This is a genomic window from Cytobacillus sp. FSL R5-0377, assembly GCF_038004385.1.
GTDB lineage: Bacteria > Bacillota > Bacilli > Bacillales > Cytobacillaceae > Cytobacillus.
This window is the reverse complement of record NZ_JBBORA010000001.1, coordinates 789755-816688: the sequence shown is the minus strand read 5'-3', so window position 1 is coordinate 816688 and position 26934 is coordinate 789755. Positions and strand designations below refer to the sequence as shown.

The following is a 26934-nucleotide window of genomic DNA, read 5'->3' as shown; positions in this document are numbered from 1 at the left end:
ATTAGTCATGTTGGAATTTGATACAAATTTGGATTCATTAGCAACGATAAAAGTCATCGGCGTTGGAGGCGGCGGTAACAATGCAGTAAACAGAATGATTGAGCACGGTGTTCAGGGTGTTGAGTTTATTGCAGTGAACACGGATGCACAGGCGCTGAATTTATCAAAAGCAGAAGTGAAAATGCAAATCGGAGGCAAGCTAACAAGGGGGCTTGGGGCTGGTGCCAACCCTGAGGTAGGAAAAAAAGCAGCAGAAGAAAGTAAAGAGCAGGTAGAAGAAGCACTTAAAGGTGCGGATATGGTATTCGTTACTGCAGGAATGGGAGGAGGAACTGGAACGGGAGCGGCTCCGGTTATTGCCCAGATTGCACGCGATTTAGGAGCTCTTACAGTCGGTGTTGTTACGCGCCCATTCACGTTTGAGGGCCGAAAGCGCTCCACTCAGGCAGCCGGCGGAATTGCTGCTATGAAGGAAGCGGTTGATACATTAATCGTTATTCCAAATGACAGGCTATTAGAAATCGTTGATAAAAGCACTCCAATGCTTGAAGCATTCCGCGAAGCGGATAATGTTCTTCGCCAGGGTGTTCAGGGTATTTCCGATTTAATCGCTGTCCCAGGTTTAATTAACCTTGACTTTGCAGATGTGAAGACAATCATGTCCAATAAAGGTTCAGCACTAATGGGAATTGGTGTGGCTGCAGGAGAAAACCGCGCAGCAGAAGCAGCGAAAAAGGCTATTTCATCTCCTTTACTTGAGACATCCATTGATGGTGCACAAGGTGTCTTAATGAACATTACGGGAGGGTCGAACCTAAGCCTGTATGAAGTACAAGAAGCTGCTGATATTGTTGCTTCAGCATCAGATCAGGACGTAAATATGATCTTTGGTTCCGTTATAAATGAAAATCTTAAAGATGAGATCGTTGTGACGGTCATTGCAACGGGTTTTAATGAAGAAGTGATCCAGCCAAAGCCTATGAGGCCAACATTTGGACAGCCTAAATCTGCTCCAAGCATGGGCACGGGTGCCAAGCGTGAGCCGAAGAGAGAGGAAGCTCCACAGGAAACTGTAAGAAGCAGCCAATCTCATCAGCCGGATGAAACGCTGGATATCCCAACGTTCCTGCGCAATCGTAATCGCAGAAGATAATATATATGTAAAAAGCACCTGGAATCAGCTTGATTCCAGGTGCTTTTATTATTATCATTTAAGTTTTTAAATATAAAAGCATGACCCAAAATATGAGCCATGCTTAATTTGTTTATACTGATTGAGTTTCCTTTAATTGCATTGCTGGCCCGAAGAATTCATAGCGAATGTTTTCCTTTTTGAAGCCTGCATCAAGCAACACTTCATACATAGCCTGCATAAAAGGAACTGGTCCACACATATAAATCATGCTGTCTTTATTTGGCACGATTGTTTTTAGCCACTCAGAGGTAATATAGCCTTCTTTGCTGTAAACTTTGTCAGCTTTATCTTTATCTGTTGGTTTTTCAAAGCAGAAATATGGTTTAACTAATGGGTTATTCTTTGCAATCTCCTGAACCTCGTTGGCAAATGCCTGTACATTTCCATTGAGTGCAGCATGAACAAAAATAGTTTCATGATTTACTCCAGTGGCATCAAGATGACGCAGCATACTGTGCATTGGTGTAATGCCTACCCCGCCGCTAAGAAGAACCACAGGCTTATCTGCATTCTCAAGAACGAAATCGCCTGCTGGGGCACTGATTTCTATAAGGTCGCCTTCGTTAATATTGTTGTGCAGATAGCTGGAAACCTTTCCGTCCGGCTTCTCAGAGTTGCCCTCTTCTTTCTTTACAGAAATTCGATAATATGATTTTTCCGGGGAATCGGACAGGCTATATTGGCGAATATGAGTGTATTCTTCTCCGGGAATCGATAATTTCACACTAATATATTGACCCGGAAGGAAGCTGGAAATTTTTCCTCCATCACACGGTGTGAAGTAGAATGATGTAATCACATTACTTTCTTTTACCTTTTTGGCTACAGTGAAAGCTCTGAAGTCATTCCAGCCTCCTGGCTTATGTGCTGCATCCTCGTACAGACTCTTTTCTAATCCGATAAATGCATCAGCTATCACACCATATGCTTTAACCCATGCTTCAATAATTTCTTCAGTAGCAGCCTCCTGCAATACTTCCTTGATGGCAAGAATTAAATGTTCTCCTACAATAGGATAATGTTCAGGTTTGATTCCTAATGATCTGTGTTTATGTGCGATTTGAGTGACAACCAGAATAATAGCTTCTAGATTATCAATATATTTTGCTGCAGCATATACAGAGTTTGCAAGTGCTTTTTGCTGACGCCCCTGCTTTTGATTAGCATGATTGAAAATGTTCAGCAGTTCTGGGTGATTTGTAAACATGAGTTTATAGAATGCTTTTGTAATAGCTTCACCATGTTTTTCAAGTACAGGTACAGTGCTTTTAATAATTTCAATTGTCTTTGTGTCTAGCATATCAGCAAAACTCCTTTTTCTTATTTTCACTGTCATTATAGTTGATAATGAAAATAAAAAATGTGATATAAATCACACCCATTGAAAATAGGAAGGAAAATCAATAGAAAAATAATGACAAATTCCGTTGGGAATAGGGAAAATTTCTATCTTTTTGCATACAGAAAGCGACACACTTCCATTACTTAAATGCGCTATACTTTTTTCTAACAGAATCATCGCACTTTACCTATATGAGAGAATAGTTACCTCACGTCAATCTATCAGATTCTGATTTAATAAGGGAGGAAGATAATTGACGATCTATTTGGATGTTATCTGGGCATTAAATTTAATGTTTGACAGCCTTCTCCTTTATTTAACAGCCATAATTCTAAAAAGAGAAATCAGACTTTGGAGAATACTTGCGGGCGGCTTCATAGGTTCGATCATCATTTTATTAGTATTTACACCATTTAATGAATATTCAGGGCATCCCTTCACTAAGCTATTATTCTCGATTGCAATGGTAATAGCTGTTTTCGGCTTTAAGCGATTGCGTTATTTTGTAAAAGGTCTTATGACTTTTTATTTTGCTACTTTTTTAGTTGGAGGCGCCTTAATAGGCATTCATTATTTTATCAATTTTGATTTTAAGCTTTCTTCATCTGTCATGCTGGCAAGTGTTAAAGGTTTTGGTGATCCAATCAGCTGGCTGTTCGTCCTTCTTGGATTTCCCCTAGCCTGGCACTTTTCTAAGAAAAATGTTGAAGGTATTGAGATGACAAAAATTCAATATGACTCATTAATTCTCGTGCGGGTGGTAATCAATGAAACAGAATATTGCTTCAAAGGACTGATTGACAGCGGCAACCAGTTATACGACCCCATTTCGAAAATGCCTGTTATGTTCATATCGATTAAAGACAGGCTAGATGAGTTTCCTTCTGAAATTTGTAAAATGGCAGGTAACCCGGAGGATATTATCATGGGGAGCGAGTCAATTGGAGAGGATTGGGAGCATAAAATGAGGGTCATCCCATGTAAGGTTGTTGGACAAGAGCATCAATTAATCATAGGGTTTAAGCCTGACCGGATTCTCCTTGAGAAAGAGAATGAAATTATTGAGGCGGAACGCGGGTTAATATCATTTTCGATGCAGCAGCTTTCAGCTGACGATGCGTTTCAGTGCATCGTACACCCCAAAATGCTTACAGGTAAAAGTACATTGAAGCCGGATGCAAAAGTAAGTTAATATACTATACTCTGCACGAACTTAATTTAGAAGGAGGACAATTCATGAAAAAGTTAAAACTTCGCTTATCCTACTATTGGTATAAATTGTTGATTAAGCTGGGGATTAAAACAGATGAAGTATATTATATAGGCGGAAGCGAAGCACTACCTCCTCCACTCAGTAAGGAAGAAGAAGAAATGCTCCTGATCAAGCTTCCAAAAGGAGATAAAGCGGCAAGATCCATTTTAATCGAAAGAAATCTGCGTCTTGTTGTGTATATTGCGAGAAAGTTTGAAAATACAGGCATAAATATAGAGGACTTAATCAGCATTGGAACGATTGGGCTTATTAAAGCAGTAAATACTTTTAATCCCGAGAAAAAAATCAAGCTGGCTACATATGCATCCCGCTGTATTGAGAATGAAATTCTAATGTATTTAAGAAGGAATAATAAAATACGTTCTGAAGTTTCCTTTGATGAACCACTAAATATTGATTGGGATGGCAATGAGCTCCTTCTTTCAGATGTACTCGGCACTGAAGATGACATTATTACCAAGGATCTTGAAGCAAATGTTGATAAGAAGCTCCTTTTAAAAGCATTACATCAGCTTTCAGATCGTGAAAAACAGATAATGGAGCTCAGATTCGGACTCGGATCTGGTGAAGAAAAAACTCAAAAGGACGTGGCAGATATGCTGGGGATTTCCCAGTCTTATATTTCCCGTCTGGAAAAAAGAATAATAAAAAGACTAAAAAAAGAATTTAACAAGATGGTTTAGAAGTTTAATCCAGGAATATTTTTTACAAAATTTTGCAAGGCGAAACCTAGTATTTATGATGCTTTGACCGTTTTCCCATCCGGCAGGCTGATTAGAAGGTGCATATTTTTCCTTCCCGAGGAGATACTGTTTTTTGTACAGCAGCTCCTGTGAGGAGGGAAATGGATTGACTCGAAATAAAGTAGAAATTTGCGGTGTTGATACTTCAAAGCTTCCAGTTTTAAAAAACGAAGAAATGAGAGAGCTCTTCAAGCAAATGCATAAGGGGGATATAACCGCACGGGAAAAACTCGTCAACGGCAATTTGCGCCTCGTATTGAGTGTGATTCAGCGTTTTAATAACAGAGGCGAATTTGTTGATGACCTTTTCCAGGTCGGCTGTATCGGTCTGATGAAATCTATTGATAATTTTGATCTAAGTCAAAACGTTAAGTTTTCCACCTATGCCGTTCCGATGATTATTGGGGAAATACGCAGGTATCTGCGTGATAATAATCCGATCCGTGTCTCTCGTTCTTTAAGGGATATCGCTTATAAAGCTTTGCAAGTAAGAGAACGCCTGATGAGTAAAACATCCAAAGAGCCAACAGCAGAGGAAATAGCTAAAGAGCTGGATGTGCCTCATGAAGAAATTGTTTTTGCACTGGATGCCATCCAGGATCCTGTTTCATTATTTGAGCCGATTTATAATGATGGCGGAGATCCGATTTATGTGATGGATCAGCTTAGCGATGAACGGAACAAAGATATTCAATGGATTGAAGAAATAGCGCTCAAAGAGGGAATGAGGAGACTGAATGAACGGGAAAAACTGATTCTCAGAAAACGCTTCTTCCAGGGCAAAACCCAAATGGAAGTGGCGGAGGAAATCGGTATTTCCCAGGCACAAGTTTCAAGGCTTGAAAAAGCGGCTATCAAACAAATGAATAAAAATATTCAAAGCTAGCAGCCAATTTGGCTGCTTTTTATATTTACCAAACATTTTTCTTATAGAGTCAAACATATATTGAATAAGAAAATAAATTGGGAGTGAAGTGTCGATGGTGAAAATATCTGAATTCCAAATGAAGGATGTTGTAAATGTAGCTGACGGCAGAAAGCTTGGAAATATTGGGGATATAGATATTAATATAAATACAGGGAAAATTGAATCTGTAATTATCGGAGGAGCGGGGAAAATGTTAGGTTTCTTTGGCAGAGACGCAGAAATTGTCATTCCATGGAGAAATATTTTAAAAATTGGTGAAGATGTCATACTTGTCCGTTATCAAGATGGGATTGAGCCAAAATATATAGAAGGTGAAGCATAAGAGTTGTAAATGGTGTCATCACTGCCTTCCTTGTGGTAAACTATAGAAAAATAAAATGGGGTTAATCGTATGGAACCATTTTCTTTAAAAACGGAAGAGTATTTTGTCATAAAAGAGTGGGCGGATCGTTTTCCAAATATAATGGCTGGTTTTACAACTAAAAATGGCGGTTTTGGCCGTAACGCATATGAAACGCTTAATGTTGGATTGCATGTGAATGACAGCTATGAAGCAGTCAGTCAAAATCGGCAGCATGTGGCTGACTTGCTTGGATTTTCTCTTGGAGATTGGGTTGGCGCTGAACAAACTCACGGAGTGAATATACAGAAAGTTACCCGGAGTGATAGTGGAAAAGGTGCTCTTGTTTACAAGGATTCCTTAGCGGATACTGACGGCTTTTTCACTTATTCTAAAGGCGTCATGCTGACCCTGTGTTATGCAGATTGTGTACCCCTTTATTTCCTGCATGAAAAGACAGGAGCCATAGGAATTGCCCATGCAGGCTGGAAAGGGACTGTTGGGGGAATTGGAAGGAATATGGCTGAACTATTTGCAGGTGAAGGAATAAACTTAAATGAGATCCAGGCTGTGATTGGGCCTTCCATTTGTGCAAATTGTTATATTGTTGATAATCATGTTATTTCGAAAGTGCAAAAAATACTAGAAGATGTCGATACAAAGCCATATAATCAAATTAGTGACAATCAATTCCAGCTTGATCTTAAAGAATTAAATAGGAAAATTCTTGTTAACGCAGGGATACCAAATGAAAATATCATGAATACTGATTTTTGCACTAGCTGTCATACTGACTATTTTTTCTCCCACCGAAGAGATAAGGGAAATACCGGCAGGATGATGAGCTTTATTGGCTGGAAGGAGGAAGCAGGAACTTAAATGAGAGTAGAAGAAAATTTAAAGGAAATAGAGACAGCCATCAGCGAAGCATGTATAAAGGCTAACCGTAAGCCCGAAGAAATTACCGTAATTGCGGTAACTAAGTATGTTTCGGCTGAAAGGGCACAGGAAGCGCTTGAAGCAGGTATTCATCACCTAGGCGAGAACAGGGATGATGGCCTTCTTGCAAAATGGGAAGTGTTAAAAGACCGGCCGTCCTGGCATTTTATCGGAACACTGCAAACGCGCAAAGTGAAAAATATTATTGATAAAGTTGACTATATACATTCACTGGACAGGCTATCCCTCGCCAAAGAAATTGACAAGCGGGCGAATCGAAAGATAAATTGCTTTGTTCAGGTTAATGTATCAGGAGAAACCTCCAAACAGGGGATAAACCCTGATGAGGCAGCTGACTTTATTTCAAGTCTGGCCGATTATAAAAATCTCAATATCATTGGTCTAATGACGATGGCACCACTTACAGAAGACAAGGATATTCTTCGTGCCTGTTTCCGCAGGCTTAAGGACCTTCAAAATAAGGTAAAAGAGCTAGGTTTAGATTTTGCTCCCTGTACCGAGCTTTCAATGGGCATGTCCAATGATTTTACTCTGGCAATTGAAGAAGGAGCCACCATGGTTAGGATTGGGACAGCTTTAGTAGGCCAAGAGGGTCAGGAGGTTTAATAAAATGAGTATAAAATCAAAATTTAAAACATTTTTCTTCCTGGATGATGAATATGACTATAAGGAAGAGGAAAACATCGAAGAAGAAAGAGAGCCGGTGAAGCAGGTGCAGAAACAGCAGCAGCCAGTTCAAAAACAAAACATTGTCAGTCTGCAAAGTGTGCAGAAGTCTTCTAAAGTAGTTCTTGTTGAACCGCGGGTATATGCAGAAGCACAGGATATTGCGGATCAGCTGAAAAACAGAAGAGCTGTTGTAGTCAATCTGCAGAGGATAGAAAAAGATCAGGCAAAGCGCATTGTCGACTTCCTAAGCGGAACAGTTTATGCCATTGGAGGAGATATTCAAAAGATTGGAACTGATATTTTTCTATGTACACCTGACAATGTTGAAGTATCAGGAAACATTTCTCAGCTGATGAAAGAACAAGAATTAGAAAATACGAGGTGGTAGCACTTAATGGAATTAGTATTTGGAATATTATCATCGGCAATTTATTATTACTCATGGGCACTAATTATTTATATTCTGCTGTCCTGGTTTCCTAATGCCAGGGAATCAGCCTTTGGCCAATTTCTGGCAAGAATTTGTGAACCGTATCTTGAGCCGTTCCGCAAAATTATTCCTCCGCTTGGGATGATTGATATTTCTCCAATTGTGGCTATCTTAGTTTTGCGATTTGCCACAGGAGGTTTGCACCAGCTTCTATATTGGATTTCATAAGACTAACAAACAGGGCTATATTGATGGCCCTTTTTTATTTGTTTAAAAGGAGGTTCACCAAATATGAATATATATCAGCATTTTCGGCCGGAGGAAAGAGAATTTATTGACCAGGTTCTTAACTGGAAAAACATTGTAGAAAATACATACGCACCAAAGCTTACTGATTTTCTTGATCCAAGAGAGCAGCAAATTCTAAAAAGCGTTATAGGACAGGATTCGGGAATCTTATTTGCTTTATTTGGCGGGACGCCAAGTGCTGAGAGAAAAAGGGCACTGATATTTCCTGATTATTATGAAAGCAATGATGGTGATTTCCATATTCAGCTTTTTGAATTGGAATACCCCAAAAAGTTTGTTACCATAGAACACCCTCAAGTCCTCGGCAGTCTGATGTCAATGGGCCTAAAAAGAGGAAAATTTGGTGATATCCTATTTGAAGGTGACAGAATTCAATTCTTTGCTGCACAAGAAATTGAGGAATATATTAGCCTGCAGCTGCAGTCAATTGGCAGAGCGTCAGTAACATTAAAAAAACAGCCCTTTTCTCAGGCGATCCAATCGGCAGAAGTGTGGAAAGAAAGCTCCGTTACCACTTCATCCCTTAGATTGGACACCGTAATGTCAGCTATCTACAACATCTCGAGACAAAAATCCCAGTTATATATCCAACAGGGGATTGTCAAAGTCAATTGGATGCAAATAGAAAATCCTTCATTTGAATGCCAGCAAAGCGATATCATCTCAGTCAGGGGGCAGGGCCGCTCCAAAATCATAGAAATAGACGGGAAAACAAAAAAGGACAAATGGAGGATAGTTGCCGGGAGACAGAGATAGCTAAATGGCTGATTAATTTCCTCCAGCATGATTATGTATGGGTGATCCGTAAGATGTTTAATCAAACTGTGATAATGTACTGATTAGAGTGGAGGGTGTAATACCCTAAAAATGCTTTTACATTTCTTCCCGATGAGTGCCTGAAGAGAAAATCAGCACCTCCAAACAGATATAATTTTTTATTATCTTGAAGGATTTTGAAACAACCTGTCGAATAAATAATCAAAAGACAGCCGAGTCTGCTATAATTAAATAGAACCAGCAGGCTCAAACCAATTTACATAAGATCAACAGACCTGGGAGGTGGCACTTATGCCATTAACACCGTTAGATATTCATAACAAGGAATTCAGCAAAGGGTTCCGCGGTTATGATGAAGATGAAGTGAACGAATTCCTCGACCAAATCATAAAGGACTACGAAATCCTGATCAGGGAAAAAAAAGAGCTGGAAGAAAAGCTAAATGAAACAAATGACCGCATTGGCCACTTTACCACAATAGAAGAAACACTGAATAAATCTATTGTGGTTGCACAGGAAGCAGCAGAAGAAGTGAAACGCAATGCTCACAAAGAAGCAAAGCTAATTATCAAGGAAGCAGAAAAAAATGCTGACAGGATTGTAAACGAGTCCTTATCCAAAGCAAGAAAAATTGCGCTGGATATTGAAGATTTAAAGAAACAGTCCAAAGTATTCCGAACACGCTTCAAAATGCTTGTTGAAGCACAGCTTGACATGCTGAATAACGATGATTGGGATCATTTGATGGAATATAAGCTGGATTCCACTGAACTAAAATCATTAAGAGAAGAAGAAGAATCACTGGCTTGACGAAATCGGGAAATATCGCATATAATTTTAAAACAAAGTAAATACAATGTTTATCAACAATGAGAGGGACAGTACAGTCTTTTCAATAGCTTATATACAGAGTGGATACTCACTCTGTAAGCGAGCCGGGGATGGTGGAAGCCCGGGAATAAGCAAAAGCTGGAAAATCACCCTTGAGTTCCTTGCCGAACTTTCATCAATCAGTAGGCCAAGGCGAATCATTCACGTTAAGAATGCTTTGAGCGGATGAAATTTCATTTTATTTCATCTACAAGGGTGGTACCGCGGGAGAATAGAACCTTCTCGTCCCTTTTCGGGATGAGAGGGTTTTTTGTATTTTCCTGAGGTTTTTCTAAGCCCTCATTGGCTATCATGGTATTTAATGAGATACAAACAGGAGGAAAAGGAATGGATTACAAAGATAGTTTATTAATGCCAAAGACAGAATTCCCAATGCGCGGCAATCTTCCAAAGCGCGAACCAGAAATTCAGGCAAAATGGGAAGAGATGAATATTTATGAAAAAGTCCAGGAACGGACAAAAGGGCGTCCGATGTTTGTACTGCATGATGGTCCTCCATATGCAAATGGCGACATTCACATCGGCCATGCGCTGAACAAGATTTTAAAGGATTTTATCGTACGGTCCAAGTCGATGACTGGCTATAATGCTCCTTATGTTCCCGGCTGGGATACACATGGTCTGCCAATTGAGCAGGCGCTGACAAACAAGGGTGTAAAGCGTAAAGAAATGAGTGTTGCAGAGTTCCGCGAACTATGTGAAGAATACGCATATGGGCAGATCGACAGCCAGCGCGAACAATTTAAGCGCTTAGGTGTACGCGGTGATTGGGAGAACCCATACATCACACTTAAGCCGGAGTATGAAGCCCAGCAAATAAAAGTCTTTGGGGAGATGGCGAAAAAAGGCTATATTTATAAAGGCAAAAAGCCTGTTTATTGGTCTCCATCATCTGAATCTGCTTTGGCAGAGGCAGAAATTGAATATAAAGATAAACGTTCGCCATCCATTTATGTAGCTTTTAAAGTAAAAGATGGCAAAGAAGTATTGGATCAAGATACTCATATCGTCATTTGGACTACAACTCCATGGACCATTCCGGCAAACCTTGGAATTTCAGTTCATCCGGATCTCTCCTATACCGTAGTGGAAGTAAACGGCAAAAAGTTTATGGTAGCAGAAGATTTATTGACTGCTGTGGCTAAAGAGTTCGAATGGGAAGGTTATCAAGTTGTTCAAACGGTAAAAGGAACTGACCTTGAGTATATTACTGCCGAACATCCGATTTATGGCCGTGATTCACTTGTCATGCTAGGTGAACATGTAACAACCGATGCCGGTACTGGATGTGTTCATACTGCTCCTGGCCATGGGGAAGATGATTTCCAGGTCGGCATGAAGTACGGGCTTGATGTATTATGCCCGGTAGATGATAAAGGAAACATGACAAATGAAGCTCCAGGTTTTGAAGGATTATTCTATGATGCAGCCAATAAACCGGTTACTGAGAAACTCGAGGAAGCGGGCGCTTTATTAAAACTGTCATTCATTACTCACTCTTATCCACATGACTGGAGAACGAAAAAGCCTGTTATTTTCCGTGCTACTGCCCAATGGTTTGCATCCATTAAAGATTTCCGCAATGAACTTATGGAAGCTGTTAAGGAAACAAATTGGTATCCGGCATGGGGAGAGACCAGACTATTTAATATGGTCAGGGATCGCGGTGATTGGTGTATCTCCCGCCAGCGTGTATGGGGAGTGCCTATTCCGGTCTTTTATGCGGAAAGTGGCGAAGAAATTATCACAGATGAAACTATTGATCATGTATCGAATCTTTTCCGCGAACATGGTTCAAATATCTGGTTTGAGAGAGAAGCAAAAGAATTGCTGCCTGAAGGGTTTACGCATTCCGGAAGCCCTAATGGCCAGTTTACAAAAGAAACGGATATCATGGATGTTTGGTTTGATTCAGGTTCTTCCCACCAGGCAGTTCTTATAGAGCGTGACGATTTACAGCGTCCTGCTGATTTATACCTTGAAGGATCTGATCAATACCGAGGCTGGTTTAACTCTTCCCTTTCAACTGCTGTAGCTGTAACGGGGAAAGCGCCTTACAAAGGGGTGCTGAGCCACGGTTTTACTCTTGATGGTGAAGGAAGAAAAATGAGTAAATCCATTGGAAACGTAGTTGTTCCGGCAAAAGTCATGAACCAGCTTGGTGCTGATATTTTGCGCCTATGGGTAGCTTCGGTTGACTATCAGGCTGATGTCCGGGTATCTGACGCTATTCTAAAACAGGTGGCCGAAGTTTATAGAAAGATCCGTAATACTTTCCGCTTCCTGCTTGGAAATCTGAATGATTTCGACCCGGCAACAGATTCGGTTTCATTTGAAAACCTGCGCGAAGTTGACCAGTTTATGCTGGTTAAGCTAAATAAGCTGATCAAGAATGTCCGCGAGTCTTATGACCGCTATGAATTCGCCAGCATCTATCATGCTGTGAATAATTTCTGTACTTTAGATTTGAGTGCATTCTATTTGGATTTTGCGAAAGACGTCCTTTACATTGAAGCGAAAGATAATGCAGAACGCCGTGCAATCCAAACGGTTCTATATGAAAGCCTGATTGCTCTGACAAAATTAGTTGCACCTATCCTTTCACATACATCAGATGAAGTTTGGAACTTTATTCCAAATGTGAAGGAAGAAAGTGTACAATTGACGGATATGCCAGAATATCAAGAGCTTCCTAATGCAAATAAGCTGGAAGAAAAGTGGACTGCATTTATGAAGCTGCGCAATGACGTTCTTAAAGCATTGGAAGAGGCGCGTAATGAAAAGGTGATCGGCAAATCTCTGACTGCAAAAGTAACCCTTTATGTAAATGATCAAACAAAGAGCCTTCTTGATTCAATTCAGGAAAATCTTCAGCAGATCTTTATCGTATCTGGATTCGAAGTAGCAGGCAGCCTTTCCGATGCTCCTGACCATGCTATAAAGTTTGAAAACACCGCAATTGTAGTTTCCAAGGCAGAAGGCGAAACATGCGACCGCTGCTGGACAGTCACTCCGGAAGTTGGCCAGAAGGAAGGTTATGATGCCCTCTGCCCTCGCTGTGCTGATGTTGTAAAAAATAATTATAGCCATTTGGTTTAATTACCTGCAGTCCCTCAAATATTGGGGGACTGTTTTTTTGCCGTTTTCGCAAGGCTTGCTGTTTTTTGTATCAAATTTGCTGAGTTGATTGCAGCGGAAGGAGCAAGATCCTCGAAAATGCCTGCGCATTTTCTTTGTGCGGTGTATATTCAAGGAAGCTAATTCAATGTCCAGCAGGAGCAGCGGGACAGTGCAGAACGCTTGGCATCCCTTTGCTGCAATCACGGACAACATTGCTTAGCGAAAAACAACAATTTATACGAAAAGAGCCTATTATAAATAATTCCACCTTCACTAAATGTTGTGCCGTTTGCTAAAAGTTTATCCGTGTCTGAAATTCGTTCGAAGAAAATAATAAAGTAAACATCACAGAACGGAGGAAAAAGCATGGATGCAAAAGCAGAAGGGCTATATACTGAACTCCGTAATACAAGACAGGAAATATTGGAAAGACTCATGGAAGGCAACAGTTCCGCGCTGATAAAGCCTATTTTATTGGAAGAGCTGCATGATATTGAACAAACACTCAGCAAAATTGAATCGGGAAATTTCGGCAAGTGTGAAATTTCCGGCGAACTGCTGCCCGAAAATTTGCTGGAGATGATTCCTACCTTAAAATCATTGGAGGATTGCAGCAGGCTGGAGAAATTCTATAGAAAATCTATTTTCCACTGAGCTGGGTGTGTGCTGTGTTTTTTATTCAGTTTGTGCTAAAATGCAAAGGTAATGATATGAGATTTGGGGGTTGCCTTTGTGTTTTATTACATAATTGCATTGTTCGTAATTTTACTTGATCAGTTTACGAAGTGGCTGATTGTTAAGAACTTTGAATTAGGTGAAAGTGTTAAAGTTATTGAGGACTTTCTTTATATAACATCTCACCGCAACCGGGGCGCTGCATGGGGCATCCTGCAGGGGCAAATGTGGTTCTTCTACGTAATAACCGTGATTGTCATTCTTGGGATTATTTATTACATTCAAAAAGCAGCAAAAGGCAAATTGCTTCTTGGAGTTTCTTTAGGCTTGATGCTGGGCGGAGCGATTGGGAACTTTATTGACAGGGTATATCGAAAAGAAGTTGTGGATTTTATCAACACTTATATTTTTGGCTATGACTTTCCCGTTTTCAATATTGCTGACTCGGCGCTGGTTATCGGTGTAGGGCTATTGATGATTCAGATGCTGCTTGAAGAGAGAGAAGCAAAGAAGAAGGAGAAATCTTATGGAGAAAATGGAACACATCATTCCTGATGAACAGGCAGGAGAAAGAATAGATAAAGTATTATCCTCATTAAATGCAGATTGGTCAAGAACTCAGGTACAGCAATGGATCAAGGAAGGCAATGTTTTAGTGAATGGCCAAACGCCTAAAACCAATTACAAATGTTCAGCAGACGATAAAATTGAAATATCAATTCCTGAACCAGAAGAACTCGATGTAGTGCCTGAAAAAATGGACTTGGATATTTATTATGAAGACCAGGATGTACTTGTTGTAAATAAACCAAAAGGAATGGTTGTCCATCCTGCTGCCGGGCATGGAACAGGAACACTTGTAAATGGTCTTATGGCTCATTGCAAGGATTTATCAGGAATTAATGGAGTCATGAGGCCAGGAATCGTTCACAGAATCGATAAAGATACATCAGGTCTTCTCATGGTTGCAAAGAATGATATGGCACATGAAAGTCTTGTGAACCAGCTAATGAACAAAACGGTTACACGTAAGTACCGGGCCATTGTCCATGGAATTATTCCACACGATTACGGTACTATTGATGCGCCAATCGCCCGCGATCCTAAAGACCGTCAGAGCATGAGTGTTGTGGACAACGGGAAACATGCTGTTACGCATTTTCAGGTCCTTGAGCGCTTCAAGGATTTTACACTGGTGGAATGCCAGTTGGAAACGGGAAGAACACATCAAATCAGGGTTCATATGAAATACATTGGCTTTCCTTTGGCAGGAGATCCTAAATATGGTCCTAGAAAGACTCTCGATATTGGGGGACAAGCACTACATGCAGGCGTCCTTGGCTTTAAACATCCGCGTTCCGGCGAGTACCTTGAGTTTGAAGCACCTGCACCGGATTATTTTAAGGAACTAGTCGATAATCTTGCAAATAATCGTTGACATTTGTCCAATTGTGCTATAAGATGACTATAGTTGAATAAGTCCTTTAAAACAGTCCCGTGAGGCTGGGAAGGAAACGGATTGAATAAGGAGTACTGTGTCCTTATTCTGCTGAAAGAATCGTTTACCCTCTCGCCTAATCGGTGAGAGGGTTTTTTGTTAAAATATTTGACAATAGGAGTGATCATGATGCCGCAGCAAAAAGCAATTGTTTTGGATGACCAGGCAATCAGGAGAGCGCTGACAAGGATTGCTCATGAAATCATTGAGAAAAATAAAGGGATTGAAAATTGCGTTCTTATTGGTATCCGAACAAGGGGGATTTACCTTGCGAACCGCCTTGCTGAGCGGATTGAACAAATAGAAGGTGCCAAAATTGATGTTGGCGAGCTTGATATCACTTTGTATAGAGATGATCTTACGAAAAAGACTGAAAATCAGGAGCCGCTTGTCAAAGGGTCAGAGGTTCCAAAAGATATAAATGATCAGAAAGTGATACTGATCGATGATGTTCTTTATACAGGAAGAACAGTTAGAGCTGCCCTTGATGCACTGATTGACATCGGACGGCCCTCGCAAATCCAGCTGGCAGTCCTTGTGGACCGTGGCCATAGGGAGCTTCCGATTAGAGCTGATTATGTCGGGAAAAACATTCCAACCTCCAGTTCGGAAAAAATTGTTGTCGAGCTGAAGGAAGTAGATGAGAACGACCAGGTAAGTATATACGAAAATTAAATAGCCCTTTTAAATGCAGTCCAGAGAGGCTGGCAAAGGGGAACACAGCAGAATCGGTCTGTCATTTGCTGTGCTCTTGCACCCTCTTTGCACCCATGCAAAGAGGGTTTTTTACTAAAAAGCAGAGGAGAGATCGCAATGAACAAACCTATTTTAGATATAAAAGATGTTCCAAAACCAGTCCACTGGCTGACATTAAGTATACAGCACTTATTCGCAATGTTTGGAGCCACCATACTTGTACCTTATCTAGTTGGATTGAATCCTGCCATTGCTTTAATATCAAGCGGACTTGCAACAATAGCATTTCTCATCATAACGAAATGGCAGGTGCCGGCTTACCTAGGGTCATCCTTCGCATTCATTGCCCCAATCATCGCAGCAAAAGCTGCCGGGGGCCCTGGTGCTGCCATGATCGGCAGCTTTATGGCTGGACTTGTGTATGGAGCAGTTGCCTTGATAATCAAAAAAGCAGGCTACCGCTGGATTATGAAACTGCTCCCGCCAATTGTAGTCGGTCCTGTAATCATTGTAATCGGGCTGGCATTAGCAGGAACAGCAGTTGGAATGGCTATGAACAATCCTGAAACTGGAGAATACAGCATGCTGCATTTCTCAGCAGCGCTTATCACTTTAAGTGCAACAATCATCTTCTCCATATATGCAAAAGGAATACTCAATATGGTTCCGATTCTTGCGGGTATCATCATCGGTTATGTTTACTCTCTAGCCATTGGCCTGATCGACTTCTCGCTTGTACAGCAGGCAGCTTGGTTTGAAATGCCGGAATTCCTGATTCCATTTGCAGACTATAAAGTGAGGGTAACGCTTGATTTGGCACTTCTAATGATTCCGGTGGCTGTGGTGACAATATCTGAGCATATCGGCCATCAGCTTGTCCTTGGAAAAGTAGTTGGAAAAGATTACATTAAAGAACCGGGTCTTCACCGCTCCATCCTTGCTGACGGAACTGGAACAATGATTTCAGCACTCATTGGCGGACCGCCAAAGACAACGTACGGTGAAAATATCGGTGTACTCGCCATTACGAAAATATACAGTGTCTATGTACTTGCCGGTGCTGCAGTCATCGCCATTATCTTCGGGTTCATTGGGAAGGTTACCGCACTGATCAGCTCCATTCCTACTCCAGTAATGGGTGGCGTGTCCATCCTGCTGTTTGGAATCATCGCTTCATCAGGCTTAAGAATGCTGGTTGACAGCAAGGTTGATTTTGGAAACAACCGCAACCTGGTCATCGCATCAGTTATCCTTGTACTGGGAATTGGCGGAGCTCATATAGAAATCTGGGCATTTAAGCTTGAAGGAATGGCCCTGGCGGCGATCAGCGGAGTTCTGCTGAACCTTATTCTTCCTGGCAGGGAAGAGGCGAAGGAAGACATGTTTGAAACTGAAAATGAAAAAAAAAATAATGTAGCTTAACGCTTTTTAACTAAGCCCAGCGAGGCTTAAAAGGGTGTTTGGGGCAAACTGGCTATACGGTATAAAAGTGTATCCGTATATCTGTCTGCCTCAACTTTGCAGCACCCTGACCAAATTGGCAGGGTGTTTTTTACTGAAAGAGGAGGTTAATAATGAACCATTTGCTCACTACCTCAGAGTTAGAAATTAATGAAATCAATGAAATTCTTGAAGATGCACAATACTTTTTAAACGGCGGAATATGGTCACCTGAACAAAAGATTTTTGTCGCCAACCTCTTTTTTGAGAATAGCACAAGAACAAAATGCAGCTTTGAAGTGGCGGAAAGGCGGCTTGGACTGGACATCATTCCATTTGAAGTCAGCACATCAAGCGTATCCAAGGGTGAATCATTATACGATACAGTCAAAACCCTGGAAGCAATCGGTGTTCACGCAGTTGTCATCCGCCATAGCCAGGATCGCTATTTTGATGAATTGGCAGGTAGATCTGGTGTTTCCATCCTGAATGCAGGGGACGGCTGCGGGCACCATCCAACACAATCACTGCTGGATCTCTTGACAATTAAACAGGAATTCGGCTCCTTTGACGGATTAAAAGTAGCGATAATCGGAGATATAGCACATAGCCGCGTCGCGAGATCCAATGCAGATGCGCTTGTAAGGCTCGGTGCAAAGGTTGTCTTTTCAGGTCCTGAAGAATGGTTTAATGAAGAATTGCTTGAAAATGGTATGTATGAAAATGTAGACACAGCCATAGAAACTTCTGATGTTGTAATGCTGCTGAGAATTCAGCATGAGCGGCATGAATCGAAGACCAATCAAACTGCTGAAGAATACCACCTGGCATACGGACTTACAGAAGATCGTGAAAAAACAATGAAGCCAAACAGCATTATCATGCATCCGGCGCCAGTAAATCGCGGTGTGGAAATTGCGGATTGCCTAGTGGAATGCGAGCGTTCCAGAATCTTTAAGCAAATGCAAAATGGTGTGTACATCCGAATGGCTGTATTAAAAAGATCGATTAAACATATTGAAGGGGGAGCTAAACATGTCAATGTTAATAAAAAATGGCCAGTTGCTTACTAAAGAAGGAAAACTTGAAAAAACTGACATTTATATAAAGTCAGGGAAAATCGCTGAGATCGGTGCAGGCGTCGGAAATGAAGCGCAGGAAGTGATTGATGCAGAAGGGTTGCTGATCGCACCCGGTTTTATAGACCTGCACATACACTTGCGTGAACCCGGCGGTGAAAAGAAAGAAACCATTGAAACTGGCACAAAGGCAGCTGCTAAAGGCGGTTTCACAACGGTTGCTGCGATGCCAAATACTCGTCCAGTACCTGATACAAAAGAACAGCTTGAAAAATTGAACAGCCGAATTGAAGAGAATGCAGCGGTCAAAGTTTTGCCGTATGCATCGATTACAATCCGTGAGCTGGGCCAGGAATTAACCGATTTTAAAGCCCTGAAAGAAGCTGGAGCGTTTGCTTTTACAGATGATGGAGTTGGGGTACAATCAGCAGCAATGATGCTGCAGGCAATGAAAAATGCAGCAGAGATCGACATGCCGATTGTGGCCCACTGCGAAGAAAATACCCTCATTAACAAAGGTTCTGTACATGATGGAGTTTTTGCTAAAGAGAATGGTTTAAATGGTATTCCTTCCGTCTGTGAATCAGTACAAATCGCAAGGGATGTGCTTCTTGCCGAAGCAGCTGGCTGCCACTACCATGTGTGCCATATCAGCACAAAAGAGTCCGTCAGAGTGGTGAGAGATGCAAAGCGTGCAGGCATTAAAGTAACGGCTGAAGTGACGCCTCATCACCTCCTTCTTTGTGAAGAGGATATTCCTGGCCTTGATGCCAACTTTAAAATGAATCCTCCTTTAAGAGGAGCAGACGACAGATCTGCCTTAATTGAAGGTTTGCTGGACGGAACGATTGATTTCATCGCAACTGACCATGCACCTCACACAGCAGCAGAAAAAGAAGAAGGAATGGAGCTTGCTCCTTTCGGGATTGTCGGCCTTGAGACAGCCTTTCCGCTTCTTTACACACATTTCGTAGAAAAAGGGATATTCACGCTAAAACAGCTGATTGAATTTTTAACCATCAAGCCTGCACAGGCATTCGGCCTGCAATCTGGAAAATTGCAAGCAGGAGAAATCGCTGACCTTGTCCTGCTTGATCTAAAACAGCATGAAAAAATTGACCCTGCAAAGTTCTTATCGAAAGGGAAGAATACGCCATTTGCCGGCTGGGATTGTAAAGGCTGGCCAGTAGTGACGATAGAAGGCGGAAAAATTGTTTGGAACAGAGGGAGTGTAAAAGCATGAAAAAACAGCTGATTCTGGAAGACGGAACAATTTTTATTGGAAAAGGATTTGGAAGTGATACAGCATCGATTGGAGAGGTAGTATTCAATACAGGAATGACGGGATACCAGGAAATTCTCTCTGACCCTTCCTACTGCGGGCAGATAGTAACATTGACATATCCTTTAATCGGAAATTACGGAATAAATCGGGATGATTTTGAATCAATTTCTCCAGCAATCGCCGGGTTCATTGTTAAAGAAGCAAGCGATTTTCCTTCAAACTGGAGAAATGAACAATCTATCGCTGATTATTTTAAGATGAAAAACATCCCCGGAATTGCTGGGATTGATACTAGAAAATTAACAAGAATTATCAGGCAGCATGGGACGCTGAAAGGTGCTATCTGCAGCATGAGTGAAAGCCCTGAAGTAATCATTGAAAAACTTCGGGCAACCAATCTGCGCAATGATCAGGTAAAGCAAGTTTCCACTAAGACACCTTATCCAAGCCCCGGCCGCGGCAGAAGGGTTGTACTGGTTGATTTCGGCATGAAACACGGGATTTTAAGAGAGCTAAACAAACGGGATTGTGATGTAATAGTTGTGCCATATAATACATCGGCTGAAGAAATACTCAGCATGAGCCCGGATGGAGTAATGCTTTCCAATGGCCCTGGAGACCCAAAAGATGTTCCGGAGGCCATCACAATGATTAGAGGTCTTTTGGGTAAAGTACCGATTTTCGGAATTTGCCTGGGACATCAGCTTTTTGCCCTGGCTTGCGGTGCCAATACAGAAAAACTGAAATTCGGCCATCGCGGTTCAAACCATCCGGTAAAAGATCTGCAAACCGGAAAAGTCGCTTTAACATCTCAAAACCATGGATACTCAGTAGAAGAGAATTCCATTACAGGAACTCCGCTTGAAGTAACACATATCGCCTTAAACGATGGGACAATCGAAGGCTTAAAGCATAAACAGGCCCCTGCATTCACTGTGCAATATCATCCTGAAGCTTCGCCGGGACCTGAAGACGCAAACGGGCTATTTGAACAATTCATGCAATTGATTGAATCACATAAAGAGGAAGGTGCTGCAGCATGCCAAAGCGTACAGATATAAAAAGCATTTTAGTAATCGGATCAGGACCAATCGTCATCGGGCAGGCAGCAGAGTTTGATTATGCTGGAACACAAGCCTGCATTGCATTGAAAGAAGAAGGCTACCGCGTCATTCTAGTAAACTCAAATCCTGCCACGATTATGACAGATACTGAGATTGCTGACGCAGTATATATAGAGCCGCTTACGCTGGAATTCGTCAGCCGGATTATCCGAAAAGAACGCCCTGATGCACTCGTTCCAACCCTGGGGGGACAGACAGGATTAAACCTGGCAGTAGAACTTGCCGAATCAGGTGTACTGGAAGAATGCGGAGTTGAGATCCTCGGTACAAAGTTATCTGCTATCCAAAAAGCGGAAGATAGGGATCTTTTCAGAAACCTGATGAATGAACTAGGCGAGCCGGTGCCTGAAAGTGATATTATTCATAACTTGGATGAAGCATTTGAATTTGTAAACAGAATTGGCTATCCGGTAATTGTACGCCCTGCTTTCACATTGGGGGGAACGGGCGGCGGAATCTGCCACGATGATGAAGAATTAACCGAAATTGTGACAAGCGGCTTAAAGAACAGCCCAGTTACACAGTGCCTGCTTGAAAAGAGCATTGCGGGATACAAAGAAATTGAGTATGAAGTGATGCGGGACTCCAATGACAATGCGATTGTTGTCTGCAATATGGAAAACTTCGATCCAGTAGGTGTCCATACAGGTGATTCAATTGTGGTAGCTCCAAGCCAAACTTTGAGTGATCGTGAGTATCAGCTGCTTAGAAACACTTCATTAAAAATCATCCGAGCCCTCGAGATTGAAGGAGGATGCAATGTCCAGCTGGCACTTGATCCGGAAAGCTTCAATTATTACATCATTGAGGTTAACCCGCGTGTCAGCCGTTCATCAGCGCTGGCATCCAAGGCAACAGGTTATCCGATTGCCAAGCTGGCAGCCAAGATAGCGGTGGGGCTGACACTTGATGAAATGATGAATCCTGTGACAGGAAAAACATATGCCTGCTTTGAACCGGCATTGGATTATATTGTCTCAAAAATCCCGCGCTGGCCGTTTGATAAGTTCGAATCAGCGAACCGTTCGCTTGGCACCCAAATGAAGGCTACAGGAGAAGTAATGGCGATAGGACGAACTTTTGAAGAATCTCTCCTGAAAGCAGTCCGCTCACTTGAAGCCAACATTTATCACCTTGAGCTGAAGGATGCCGGCCAAATTTCTGATGAATTAATCGAAAAGCGGATCCGGAAAGCTGGAGATGAACGTCTGTTTTATATCGGGGAAGCCATCAGAAGAGGAGTCACGATCGAGACGATCCATGAATGGAGCAAAATTGATTTATTCTTCCTTCATAAGATTAAGAAAATCATAGATTTTGAGAGTGTATTAACTGAAAATCCATTTGACCCTGAAACAGGGAAAGCTGCAAAGGAAATGGGCTTTGCCGATCAAGTAATTGCTAGAATGTGGAATTCGAGTGAGAAAGAAGTATACAGCTGGAGACAAGAAAATGCGATTGTACCGGTTTATAAAATGGTTGATACTTGTGCAGCAGAATTTGAATCGGAAACTCCGTATTTCTATGGAACTTATGAAGATGAGAACGAATCGGAAGTAACTGACCGCAAAAGTGTTGTCGTCCTCGGCTCAGGGCCAATCCGTATCGGGCAGGGAGTAGAGTTTGATTACTCAACAGTACACGCAGTTTGGGCCATTAAGGAAGCAGGATACGAAGCAATCATCATTAATAATAATCCTGAAACAGTCTCTACTGACTTTAGCATCTCCGATAAGTTATATTTTGAGCCGCTTACAATAGAAGATGTCATGCATATCATCGATCTTGAGAAGCCGGAAGGTGTAGTTGTGCAATTTGGAGGACAAACGGCGATTAACCTTGCAGCAGATCTGGTAGAAAGAGGCGTAAAAATTCTGGGAACGTCTCTCGAAAGCTTAGACCGGGCAGAAGACCGGGATAAATTTGAACATGCTCTTACAGAGCTTGGCATTCCAATGCCAAAGGGAAAGACTGCCCTATCTGTGGAGCAGGCAGTCGCAATTGCCAGTGAAATAGGATATCCGGTGGTTGTCCGTCCATCATATGTACTTGGCGGAAGAGCCATGGAGATCGTCTATAAAGAAGATGAGCTTCTGTACTATATGGAAAACGCTGTAAAAGTGAATCCGGAACACCCGGTATTAATCGACCGATATTTAACTGGGAAGGAAATTGAAGTGGACGCTATCTCGGATGGTGAAAATGTCCTTATACCCGGCATCATGGAGCATATAGAAAGAGCTGGAGTTCACTCAGGTGATTCCATTGCGGTCTATCCTCCTCAAAATATTTCAGAAGCTATTAAAGACAAGCTTGTCGAGTATACCGGAAAGATGGCCAAAGGCCTTGGCATTATAGGTCTTCTGAATATCCAGTATGTAGTGGCTAAAGGGGAAGTATATGTCTTGGAAGTCAACCCGCGTTCAAGCCGGACAGTGCCGTTCCTGAGCAAGATTACGAATGTGCCGATGGCCAAAATTGCCACAAAGGTTATCATGGGTCAAACTCTTGCAGAGCAGGGCTTTGGTTCCGGCCTTCTTCCGGAGAGAAAAGGCGTGTACGTAAAAGTGCCGGTGTTCTCCTTCGCAAAATTAAGAAGGGTAGACATCACTTTAGGACCTGAAATGAAGTCGACCGGTGAAGTTATGGGGAAAGATTCCACGCTTGAAAAAGCCCTTTATAAAGGCCTTGTTGCTTCCGGCATGAAAATCCAGCCGTATGGCACTGTGCTCATGACTGTCGCTGACAAGGATAAAGAAGAAGCTTTGCAGCTGGCAAAAAGATTTGTATCCATCGGCTACAGGCTAATGGCGACAAGCGGAACGGCTCTATACCTGCAATCTGAAGGCATACCTGTAAAAGTGACCGGGAAAATTGGCTCGGAAGGTACTAACCTTCTGGATGTTATAAAAAATGGCGAAGCACAATTTGTTATTAATACACTAACAAAAGGGAAACAGCCTGCAAGAGATGGTTTCCGCATCCGCCGCGAATCAGTGGAAAATGGCGTGCCGTGCCTAACCTCACTTGATACGGCAGAAGCAATTCTTCAAGTAGTGGAATCAATGAATTTTTCAGCAGACGCGATGGATAAACCAGAAGAAGTCCGGGAGGCGGTTTTATCTTGATCAGACAGGAACAATGTAAAGTAATATCACAAATAAAACTGGCCGAAAACATTTACGAGCTCACCCTTCAAGGTGAGCTTGTTCATGAAATGAAAGAACCTGGGCAGTTTGTCCATTTGAAAATATCTGAGGGCTATGACCCCATGCTGAGAAGGCCAATCAGCATAGCCGAAATTTTACCTGATCAAAGCCAGTTTAAGATGATTTATCGTGCTGAAGGCAGAGGAACAACATTACTTTCAGAAAAAAGGCCTGGTGATTACGCTGATGTATTGGGACCGCTTGGTAATGGATTTCCAATCAGTGAAGCTGGCCTGGGAGATACAGCACTGCTTGTAGGGGGAGGAATCGGAGTACCCCCTTTATATGAACTATCTAAGAAGCTTGTAAACCGCGGCGTTAAGGTAATTCATGTTCTGGGCTTCCAAGCAGCCGATGCAGTTTTCTATGAAGAAAAGTTTGCACTGCTGGGCCAGACCTATCTGGCTACAGCTGATGGCAGTGCAGGAACGAAAGGCTTTGTTACAGATGTTATTAATGGGATGAATATTGATTTCGATGTTTTATATTCCTGCGGCCCGACACCGATGCTGAAGGCGCTTGAATATCAATACCCGCATAAAAAGGTATTCCTGTCATTGGAAGAAAGAATGGGATGCGGCATTGGGGCGTGCTTTGCATGTGTCTGCCATACCGGGGATGACCCGGAAGGATACAGTTATAAAAAAGTCTGCAGTGACGGACCGGTCTTTAAAGCAGGGGAGGTAGTTCTATGAATTCATTAAGCGTCAATTTGCCTGGACTGAAATTGAAAAATCCAATCATGCCTGCATCAGGGTGCTTTGGCTTCGGAAGAGAATTCAGCCAGCTGTATGATTTGAGCCAATTAGGCGCAATCATGATCAAGGCGACGACTTTAGAGCCCCGATTTGGAAATCCAACACCAAGAGTGGCTGAGACATCTGCAGGGATGCTTAATGCAATAGGGCTGCAGAATCCCGGCCTTGAAAAAGTGGTAAATGAAGAATTAGTATGGCTGGAACAATTTGATGTTCCGATCATTGCCAATGTAGCCGGTTCGCAGGAAGAGGATTATATAGCGGTTGCCAGGAAAATTTCTGCAAGCCCGAATGTACATGCGCTTGAACTCAACATCTCCTGCCCGAATGTGAAGACAGGCGGAATAGCATTCGGCACTATTCCGGAAATTGCTAAGAATTTAACGAAAAAAGTAAAAGAGGTATCTGAGGTACCTGTCTATGTGAAGCTATCACCAAATGTCACAAATATTGTAGAAATGGCTAAAGCAGTTGAAGATGGGGGAGCAGACGGTTTAACGATGATCAACACGCTTGTTGGCATGAGAATCGATCTAAAAACCGGAAATCCAATTCTGGCAAATAAATCAGGCGGGCTTTCAGGACCGGCCATTAAGCCAGTCGCGCTGCGGATGATATATGAAGTGAGCCAGCAGGTATCTCTTCCGATTATTGGCATGGGAGGAATCGAATCTGCAGAGGATGTCATTGAATACTTCTATGCAGGTGCAAGTGCGGTAGCGGTTGGAACAGCTAACTTCGTAAATCCTTTTGTCTGTCCAAACATTATTGGTGAGCTGCCGGAACTTATTGGAAAACTCGGGTATGATCATATTGCAGAATGCACAGGAAGGAGCTGGAAGAAACATGAAAAAGCCGCTCATTATTGCTCTTGATTTTCCAGGGAAACAGGAAGTTCATCATTTTCTGCAAAACTTTGAAAATGAAAAGTTATTTCTAAAGGTTGGCATGGAGTTATTTTACCAGGAGGGGCCTTCCATTGTTTACGAGTTAAAGGAACAGGGGCATGATATATTCCTTGATCTCAAGCTTCATGATATTCCTAATACAGTTAAAAGTGCCATGAAGCGGCTTGCGGGGCTTGGCTGCGATATGGTCAATGTGCATGCTGCAGGAGGAAAAGCGATGATGGAAGCTGCACGTGAAGGACTTGATGCAGGCAGTACAGGGAAAAGGCCATCTTGTATTGCTGTGACGCAGCTGACAAGCACGTCCGAACAGCAAATGAAGTCTGACCAATTAATCGCTGTTTCATTAAACGAATCTGTTCTGCATTATGCTAATCTTGCCAAAGAAGCAGGGCTTGATGGTGTAGTATGTTCAAGCTTTGAGTCAAGGGCGATAGCTTCGCAAATAGGCTCTGCCTTTTTGACTGTAACACCGGGAATACGCCTGTCACCTGACGATAAAGGTGACCAAATAAGAGTGGCCACACCTGAATTCGCAAGAAAAGAAGGGGCTTCTGCCATTGTGGTGGGAAGGTCGATTACCAGAGCAGAAAATCCATTCGAAAAGTATATTCAATGCAAACAATCCTGGGAGGGTGTTCTGAATGAAGCATAAAATAGCAGAAAAATTACTGGATATTAAAGCTGTAGCATTAAACCCAAACGAGCCGTTTACATGGTCTTCAGGGCTGCGTTCCCCAATCTATTGTGATAACCGTCTGACACTGTCTCATCCTGAAGTCAGAAAAGAAATTGCTGCCGGCCTTCAGGCTATCATCCTTGATAAATTTCCTGAAGCAGAACTAATTGCAGGGACAGCCACGGCAGGCATTCCGCATGCAGCCTGGGTCAGTGACAAGATGGAACTGCCAATGTGCTATGTCCGCTCTAAGGCAAAGGGGCATGGAAAAGGAAAACAAATTGAAGGTCAAGCAGTCAAGGGCCAAAAGGTTGTTGTTGTTGAAGACCTCATCTCAACAGGAGGAAGTGCCATAACTGCTGTCAAAGCTTTAAGGGAAGCAGGCTGTGAAGTGCTGGGTGTGGCTGCAATCTTCACCTACCAGCTTGAAAAAGGAAAACAAATGCTCGCCGAAGAGGAAATTGAAGCATATACACTGACTGATATTGAAGCTCTGACAGAAGTAGCAGTTGAAAAGGGCTTTATCCAGGAAGAAGATATGAAAAAGCTGATTGAATGGCGAAAAGACCCTGCTGAGTGGGGAAAAATCTCTCAGTTTTAGTCAAA

Annotated in this window: 26 protein-coding genes and 1 other annotated feature; of the genes, 25 read left to right on the top strand and 1 reads right to left on the bottom strand. The window is 42.2% G+C overall.

Annotated elements, in window-relative coordinates:
- The first annotated feature begins 7 nt into the window (after positions 1-7).
- Complete coding sequence (gene ftsZ, locus NSQ49_RS03975) at positions 8-1153, top strand: cell division protein FtsZ (RefSeq protein WP_159862589.1); 1146 nt, start codon at positions 8-10, stop codon at positions 1151-1153.
- 112 nt (positions 1154-1265) lie between these two features.
- Here the strand turns inward: ftsZ and hmpA are convergent, their stop codons facing one another.
- Positions 1266-2495 carry an NO-inducible flavohemoprotein gene (gene hmpA, locus NSQ49_RS03970; RefSeq protein WP_251282791.1) on the bottom strand — a complete coding sequence of 410 codons (1230 nt, stop codon included), beginning with the start codon at positions 2493-2495 and terminating at the stop codon, positions 1266-1268.
- Positions 2496-2790: 295 nt separating this feature from the next.
- On the opposite strand from hmpA, the gene spoIIGA reads away from it, so the two are divergent.
- The 24 genes from spoIIGA to pyrE all read left to right on the top strand — a co-directional run bounded on the left by spoIIGA (position 2791) and on the right by pyrE (position 26929).
- Positions 2791-3729: a sigma-E processing peptidase SpoIIGA gene (gene spoIIGA, locus NSQ49_RS03965; RefSeq protein ID WP_159862591.1), complete on the top strand. Its 939-nt coding sequence runs from the start codon at positions 2791-2793 to the stop codon at positions 3727-3729.
- 44 nt (positions 3730-3773) lie between these two features.
- Positions 3774-4493: an RNA polymerase sporulation sigma factor SigE gene (sigE, locus tag NSQ49_RS03960; RefSeq protein ID WP_009330857.1), complete on the top strand. Its 720-nt coding sequence runs from the start codon at positions 3774-3776 to the stop codon at positions 4491-4493.
- Between the two features lie 166 nt (positions 4494-4659).
- A complete protein-coding gene (gene sigG, locus NSQ49_RS03955; RefSeq protein WP_159862592.1) occupies positions 4660-5439 on the top strand; it encodes an RNA polymerase sporulation sigma factor SigG in 780 nt (259 codons plus the stop codon).
- A gap of 94 nt (positions 5440-5533) precedes the next feature.
- On the top strand, positions 5534-5803 hold the full coding sequence (locus NSQ49_RS03950; RefSeq protein ID WP_251282793.1) for a YlmC/YmxH family sporulation protein: 270 nt from the start codon (positions 5534-5536) through the stop codon (positions 5801-5803).
- Positions 5804-5872: 69 nt separating this feature from the next.
- Complete coding sequence (gene pgeF / locus NSQ49_RS03945) at positions 5873-6700, top strand: peptidoglycan editing factor PgeF (RefSeq protein ID WP_159862594.1); 828 nt, start codon at positions 5873-5875, stop codon at positions 6698-6700.
- Positions 6701-7387, top strand: coding sequence for a YggS family pyridoxal phosphate-dependent enzyme (locus NSQ49_RS03940; RefSeq protein ID WP_251282794.1), 687 nt, complete (start codon positions 6701-6703; stop codon positions 7385-7387).
- 4 nt (positions 7388-7391) lie between these two features.
- Complete coding sequence (locus tag NSQ49_RS03935) at positions 7392-7838, top strand: cell division protein SepF (RefSeq protein WP_061790943.1); 447 nt, start codon at positions 7392-7394, stop codon at positions 7836-7838.
- A gap of 6 nt (positions 7839-7844) precedes the next feature.
- Positions 7845-8108, top strand: a complete 264-nt coding sequence (locus NSQ49_RS03930) for a YggT family protein (RefSeq protein WP_159862596.1) — start codon at positions 7845-7847, stop codon at positions 8106-8108.
- Positions 8109-8171: 63 nt separating this feature from the next.
- Positions 8172-8945: a YlmH family RNA-binding protein gene (locus tag NSQ49_RS03925; protein ID WP_251282796.1), complete on the top strand. Its 774-nt coding sequence runs from the start codon at positions 8172-8174 to the stop codon at positions 8943-8945.
- Between the two features lie 312 nt (positions 8946-9257).
- Positions 9258-9776 carry a DivIVA domain-containing protein gene (locus NSQ49_RS03920; protein ID WP_048007906.1) on the top strand — a complete coding sequence of 173 codons (519 nt, stop codon included), beginning with the start codon at positions 9258-9260 and terminating at the stop codon, positions 9774-9776.
- A 50-nt stretch (positions 9777-9826) separates the two neighbouring features.
- Positions 9827-10090: a binding site (T-box leader), on the top strand.
- A gap of 94 nt (positions 10091-10184) precedes the next feature.
- Positions 10185-12956 (top strand): isoleucine--tRNA ligase, encoded by a 2772-nt coding sequence (ileS, locus tag NSQ49_RS03915; RefSeq protein WP_251282797.1) that lies wholly within the window; start codon positions 10185-10187, stop codon positions 12954-12956.
- Between the two features lie 387 nt (positions 12957-13343).
- Positions 13344-13631, top strand: a complete 288-nt coding sequence (locus tag NSQ49_RS03910) for a hypothetical protein (RefSeq protein ID WP_159862599.1) — start codon at positions 13344-13346, stop codon at positions 13629-13631.
- A gap of 78 nt (positions 13632-13709) precedes the next feature.
- Entirely contained in the window at positions 13710-14207 is a 498-nt protein-coding gene (gene lspA / locus NSQ49_RS03905) for a signal peptidase II (RefSeq protein ID WP_159862600.1), read from the top strand.
- Complete coding sequence (locus NSQ49_RS03900) at positions 14179-15090, top strand: RluA family pseudouridine synthase (protein WP_159862601.1); 912 nt, start codon at positions 14179-14181, stop codon at positions 15088-15090. Before lspA ends, NSQ49_RS03900 begins: the two co-directional genes overlap by 29 nt.
- Positions 15091-15279: 189 nt before the next feature.
- Positions 15280-15825, top strand: a complete 546-nt coding sequence (gene pyrR / locus NSQ49_RS03895; RefSeq protein WP_159862751.1) for a bifunctional pyr operon transcriptional regulator/uracil phosphoribosyltransferase PyrR — start codon at positions 15280-15282, stop codon at positions 15823-15825.
- A gap of 138 nt (positions 15826-15963) precedes the next feature.
- Positions 15964-17268, top strand: a complete 1305-nt coding sequence (locus NSQ49_RS03890; RefSeq protein ID WP_251282798.1) for a solute carrier family 23 protein — start codon at positions 15964-15966, stop codon at positions 17266-17268.
- A 152-nt stretch (positions 17269-17420) separates the two neighbouring features.
- Positions 17421-18359 (top strand): aspartate carbamoyltransferase catalytic subunit, encoded by a 939-nt coding sequence (locus NSQ49_RS03885; RefSeq protein WP_251282800.1) that lies wholly within the window; start codon positions 17421-17423, stop codon positions 18357-18359.
- A complete protein-coding gene (locus tag NSQ49_RS03880) occupies positions 18322-19608 on the top strand; it encodes a dihydroorotase (protein WP_251282801.1) in 1287 nt (428 codons plus the stop codon). The genes NSQ49_RS03885 and NSQ49_RS03880 overlap by 38 nt, the downstream gene beginning before the upstream one ends.
- Positions 19605-20711 (top strand): carbamoyl phosphate synthase small subunit, encoded by a 1107-nt coding sequence (locus NSQ49_RS03875; RefSeq protein ID WP_159862605.1) that lies wholly within the window; start codon positions 19605-19607, stop codon positions 20709-20711. The genes NSQ49_RS03880 and NSQ49_RS03875 overlap by 4 nt, the downstream gene beginning before the upstream one ends.
- Positions 20690-23902 (top strand): carbamoyl-phosphate synthase large subunit, encoded by a 3213-nt coding sequence (carB, locus tag NSQ49_RS03870; protein WP_251282805.1) that lies wholly within the window; start codon positions 20690-20692, stop codon positions 23900-23902. The genes NSQ49_RS03875 and carB overlap by 22 nt, the downstream gene beginning before the upstream one ends.
- Positions 23899-24678 carry a dihydroorotate dehydrogenase electron transfer subunit gene (locus NSQ49_RS03865; protein ID WP_251282806.1) on the top strand — a complete coding sequence of 260 codons (780 nt, stop codon included), beginning with the start codon at positions 23899-23901 and terminating at the stop codon, positions 24676-24678. Before carB ends, NSQ49_RS03865 begins: the two co-directional genes overlap by 4 nt.
- Entirely contained in the window at positions 24675-25616 is a 942-nt protein-coding gene (locus NSQ49_RS03860) for a dihydroorotate dehydrogenase (protein WP_159862608.1), read from the top strand. Before NSQ49_RS03865 ends, NSQ49_RS03860 begins: the two co-directional genes overlap by 4 nt.
- On the top strand, positions 25588-26304 hold the full coding sequence (pyrF, locus tag NSQ49_RS03855) for an orotidine-5'-phosphate decarboxylase (RefSeq protein ID WP_251282807.1): 717 nt from the start codon (positions 25588-25590) through the stop codon (positions 26302-26304). The genes NSQ49_RS03860 and pyrF overlap by 29 nt, the downstream gene beginning before the upstream one ends.
- On the top strand, positions 26294-26929 hold the full coding sequence (pyrE, locus tag NSQ49_RS03850) for an orotate phosphoribosyltransferase (protein WP_251282808.1): 636 nt from the start codon (positions 26294-26296) through the stop codon (positions 26927-26929). Before pyrF ends, pyrE begins: the two co-directional genes overlap by 11 nt.
- The last annotated feature ends 5 nt before the right edge of the window (positions 26930-26934 follow it).